Below are 4200 nucleotides of genomic sequence, written 5' to 3'. Positions count from 1 at the left end.
TGTCTTTCAGCAAGCAGAAACAATTCGTCTGCACCGACTTTGTGCTTGGTGAATGGGGAATCGATTAAGACGTGCTTCTTGTTTTCAAGCGCAAGTTTTGCTCCTTCGTAGTGATTTGTGTTTGATGTCGGAACAAAAACTGCATCAACGTCCGGACTTTGGCAAAGCTCCGAACAGCTTTCAAAAACCGGGACATCGATGAGATTTTGATTCGCCTTTGCTTCCCCGCAGGCAAGCGCAGCGATTTCACTGTTCGGACTCAACTCTGCCGCCTTGACAAACCAGTTCGAAGATTCAACTGGACCCAGGATACCATAACGAATTGACACGGTCATCACCTTCACTTTCAGTATTTATATTAATATTGTAGCAGAATTCCAACAGAAATTATAGCAAAACCAAATCATCGCATTTTGAAATGCAGAGGAACGGCAGCACTGCATTTCATAAAAAAAGAGACCGAGAAGAAACTCGATCCCAGATGCCTGAAAATTAACATTAAAGTCCGAAGATGGACTTGTAAAGCAATGCGCCGCAGATGCCGGCCAGGATTGGTGCAACGACCGGAATCCATGAGTAGTCCCACTGTGAGCTGCCTTTGTGCGGAATAGGCAGGAACTGGTGAACCAGACGCGGTGCAAGGTCACGTGCAGGGTTCAGGGCAGGACCTGTCGGACCGCCGAACGAAGTAACGATAACCATTACCAAAAGGCCGATGCCGATGAAACCGGCACCCTGGTTGCCATGTTCAAAGATCGGCGAGTGCGTGATTGCAAGGGCTCCGAAGACCAGGGTGAATGTGCCGAAGAATTCGTTGACGAAGCCGTTGAACTTGTTACCCGTGGCATCGCTTGTCGAGAACGTTCCCAGGATGGAATCCGGATTTTCCGTCATGTCATAGTGAGGCTTGAAGCAGATCCATACGACCAGCTGGCCGACTGCGGCCCCGATGAACTGGGCTGCAATGTAAGGAAGTACTTCGTGCCATGGGAATGCGCCCGCAAAAGCCAGGCCGAGAGTAAACGCCGGGTTGATGTGATTTCCGGAAACTGAACCAAACATCAGAGCAGGAATCATAACGGCAAAACCGTAACCAACAGAGATTGTGATCCAACCGCTTTTTGTACCCTTCGTCCCCTTTAATTCAACGTCGGCAACCGAACCGTTGCCCAAGATAACCATGATTGCCGTACCGAAGAATTCAGCGGCAAGTCGTGTTGCTAATGAAAAAGTCATTTCATCCTCCAAAAATTATAAAAAAATAAGTGATATCCTCTAACAATGATAATCATAGAAAAACCTGTTGTCAATAAGGTTTTCAATGATTTCCAGCAATTTCCGGCGAAAAATGTAAGAAAATGGAAAAGCATGATAAATATGCAATAAGAGCGCTGTCTTTTACATAAGGAAAAGGACGCTGAAATTATATATTTACTAAGAATTCTCGATATTAATGTTATTTTCGCCGAGATAAACTACAATGGTAGTATAAACAAGTTTGGGATGTGAAATTATGATCGCAAAAGCTGCACAGAAAATGATCGAAGAACGTGAATCCAAATTCCTGATTCCTTCCGAAATCGTTGCAAACGTTCAGGAGGACAATCATCTGGATCATGCTTTTCTCGTGCTTACCAAGGTCAAATATGCCAAGATTCCCGTTTTGGACAGCGAACAGCACTTCAAGGGACTGCTTTCCCTGGCAATGATTACGGATACGATGCTCGGGCTCAACGGAATCGATCCGAGCCGGCTCAGCAGGATGAAGGTCAGGGACGTGATGCAAAAAGACGTTCCGGTAATCACGTTGCCTTACAACATTGAAGAAATCATGCATCTTCTCGTCGATCAGCCATTTCTGGTGGTCGTCGATGACGAAGGGTGCTTTACCGGGATTCTGACGCGTCGTGAGATTATGAAGAGCGTCAACTACATGATTCACGATCTGGAAAAACAATATCTGGTTACGCCGAATCCGGATTTCGTTGATGAAAAAATAGGCACGAAGGCAGATTTAAGTTATAATGATAAGTAAACAATGCAAAAGGAAGTGGAATTGATGCCAAAATTGGATGCACATGACATCATCAGAACAATTGCCGAATCAGAAAAGAAGACCCCCGTCAAGGTCTACGTCAAGGGTGACCTGGCCTCGCTTGAGGTTCCGGATGAACTTGATGCTTACTTCGGCGACAAGGCCGGCGTCTTGTTCGGTGACTGGAAGGATGCGGAGAAGTTTTTGAAGAGTCATTCTGAAATTACGGGATATCATGTTGAAAACGACGGACGCAATACCGGTGTTCCGCTGCTTGACAAGAAGAAGTTCAATGCCCGGATCGAACCGGGTGCCATCATTCGCGATCAGGTCGAAATCGGTGACAATGCCGTCGTCATGATGGGTGCCGTAATCAACATCGGCGCAGAAATCGGACCAGGCTCGATGATTGACATGGGAGCCGTTCTGGGTGGACGCGCAATCGTCGGCGCAAACTGCCACATTGGTGCGGGTACCGTGCTTGCCGGCGTGGTTGAACCGCCTTCTGCTCAACCGGTCGTTATCGAAGACGACGTTCTGATCGGCGCCAATGCGGTCGTTCTGGAAGGCGTCCGCGTTGGCAAAGGCGCCGTTGTCGGTGCCGGTGCCGTCGTTACGAAAGACGTTGAGCCGCATACGGTTGTAATGGGAATGCCTGCAAAAAAAGTCAAGGACGTTTCCGAAGTGAAGGAAGACAAAATCGAACTTGTCGACGATTTGCGCAAGCTCTGATATTTTTGAGACCGAGTCCCTGCAAGGGGGCTTTTTTTAGAGATTCATACGGAAAAGGTGACGAAGAATGGCACTTTCAGAAAAAGAGTTAATTGAAATCAGAAGGAATTTGCATCAGATTCCTGAAATCGGAATGGAAGAATTTGAAACGCAAAAGGCGCTTTTGGCAATTATTGAAGGATTTCCACATGACTTCATGGAAGTTAAAACATGGAAAACGGCGATCATCGTGCATTTGACGGGATCAAAAGGTCAGAAAACGATCGGCTACCGGACGGATATCGATGGCCTGCCGGTTGAGGAAAAAACCGGCCTGCCGTTTTCATCAAGGCATGAAGGAAGGATGCATGCCTGCGGACATGACATTCACATGACCGTTTGTCTGGGGATTTTGAGCTATTTTGCAGAACATCAGCCGAAGTGTAACATGACGTTTATCTTTCAGCCGGCAGAGGAAAATGCAAGCGGCGGCAAGCAGCTTTACGAAAGCGGGGCACTCGACGAATGGATGCCTGATGAGATTTACGCATTTCATGACAATCCGCAGCTCCCGGCCGGAGCAATCGGATGCTGCATGGGAACGCTTTTTGCCGGAACCTGCGAAATCCATGCCAAGTTCGTCGGAAAGAGCGGACATGCTGCATTTCCACACCTTGCAAACGATATGGTCGTTTGCGGCGCTCAGTTCGTAAATCAGATTCAGACAATCGTCAGCCGCAACATTGATCCAATTGAATCAGGCGTTGTGACGCTCGGTCACTTTGAAGCGGGAACGACGGGCAACGTGATTGCCGGATCATGCCGAATTGACGGAACGATCCGCGCCTTGACTCAAGTCAACAATCTGAAGATTCAGGAACGCGTGCGCGCGATTGCAGAGGGAGTTGCCAGGAGTTTCGACTGCGAACTTGAACTTGACCTGCATCAGGGAGGATACCTGCCGGTTGAAAACAACGATGAAACGACGAAGAACTTCATTTCATACATGAAGGAAAATGAAGACGTCGAGTTCATCGAAACAAAGCCTGCCATGACGGGCGAGGATTTCGGCTTCCTGATTTCCAGGATTCCCGGAACGATGTTCTGGCTTGGCGTGGATTCGCCTTATTCACTGCACTCAGAGCACCTTGCACCAAAGGAAGAGGCGATTCAAAAAGGTGTCAGCGCCATGATCGGTTTTCTTGAATACCGTCAGCAGCAACTATAGGAAAGCGGCTTGAAGAAAGTCCTGATTAGATGCCGAACAAGGAAGGTCGGGTGCGACCGGGCTTGTCCGGCATTTTTTATTTTGAAGCGAGAGTTTCTTTTTGCCAAATGCAGTGCCTGCCAGATCAGTGAGTCCGGGTGGGATTACGGGCAAATCCCAGAAATCGTCGTTTTGCCCGTAATAAGGAGCCGGAATTTACGGGTTCATGAGCGCTCGGCTCCACACC

At 48.1% G+C, this 4200-nt stretch carries 5 protein-coding genes; 3 read left to right on the top strand and 2 right to left on the bottom strand.

Going from position 1 to position 4200, the window contains the following annotated elements:
• Together V7Z60_RS08965 and V7Z60_RS08960 are read right to left on the bottom strand one after the other, a co-directional pair.
• Positions 1-335: Gfo/Idh/MocA family oxidoreductase (locus tag V7Z60_RS08965; protein WP_334117485.1), on the bottom strand; the 335-nt coding region annotated here is incomplete at its 3' end.
• A 163-nt stretch (positions 336-498) separates the two neighbouring features.
• Positions 499-1236, bottom strand: a complete 738-nt coding sequence (locus V7Z60_RS08960; protein ID WP_334117484.1) for an MIP/aquaporin family protein — start codon at positions 1234-1236, stop codon at positions 499-501.
• A gap of 277 nt (positions 1237-1513) precedes the next feature.
• Here V7Z60_RS08960 and cbpB point away from each other — a divergent pair, with 277 nt between their 5' ends.
• From cbpB to V7Z60_RS08945, 3 genes are all read left to right on the top strand, one after another.
• Positions 1514-2035 (top strand): cyclic-di-AMP-binding protein CbpB, encoded by a 522-nt coding sequence (gene cbpB, locus V7Z60_RS08955; RefSeq protein WP_334117483.1) that lies wholly within the window; start codon positions 1514-1516, stop codon positions 2033-2035.
• A 24-nt stretch (positions 2036-2059) separates the two neighbouring features.
• The gene (dapD, locus tag V7Z60_RS08950) at positions 2060-2767 is read left to right on the top strand and encodes a 2,3,4,5-tetrahydropyridine-2,6-dicarboxylate N-acetyltransferase (RefSeq protein WP_334117482.1); all 708 of its coding nucleotides are present in this window, start codon (positions 2060-2062) and stop codon (positions 2765-2767) included.
• Between the two features lie 67 nt (positions 2768-2834).
• Positions 2835-3974 carry an N-acetyldiaminopimelate deacetylase gene (locus V7Z60_RS08945; protein ID WP_334117481.1) on the top strand — a complete coding sequence of 380 codons (1140 nt, stop codon included), beginning with the start codon at positions 2835-2837 and terminating at the stop codon, positions 3972-3974.
• Positions 3975-4200: the final 226 nt, after the last annotated feature.

Origin of the sequence: Ligilactobacillus sp. (assembly GCF_036846325.1) — a bacterium.
Taxonomy (GTDB): Bacteria; Bacillota; Bacilli; order Lactobacillales; family Lactobacillaceae; genus Ligilactobacillus.
The sequence above is the reverse complement of the archived record's forward strand: the minus strand, read 5'-3'. Positions and strand labels throughout refer to the sequence as shown.

Bases quoted from the DNA above. Each gene is read 5' to 3' on its own strand.
- V7Z60_RS08960 (WP_334117484.1), bottom strand. From the start codon at position 1,236: ATGACTTTTTCATTAGCAACACGACTTGCCGCTGAATTCTTCGGTACG.
- cbpB (WP_334117483.1), top strand. From the start codon at position 1,514: ATGATCGCAAAAGCTGCACAGAAAATGATCGAAGAACGTGAATCCAAA.
- dapD (WP_334117482.1), top strand. From the start codon at position 2,060: ATGCCAAAATTGGATGCACATGACATCATCAGAACAATTGCCGAATCA.
- V7Z60_RS08945 (WP_334117481.1), top strand. From the start codon at position 2,835: ATGGCACTTTCAGAAAAAGAGTTAATTGAAATCAGAAGGAATTTGCAT.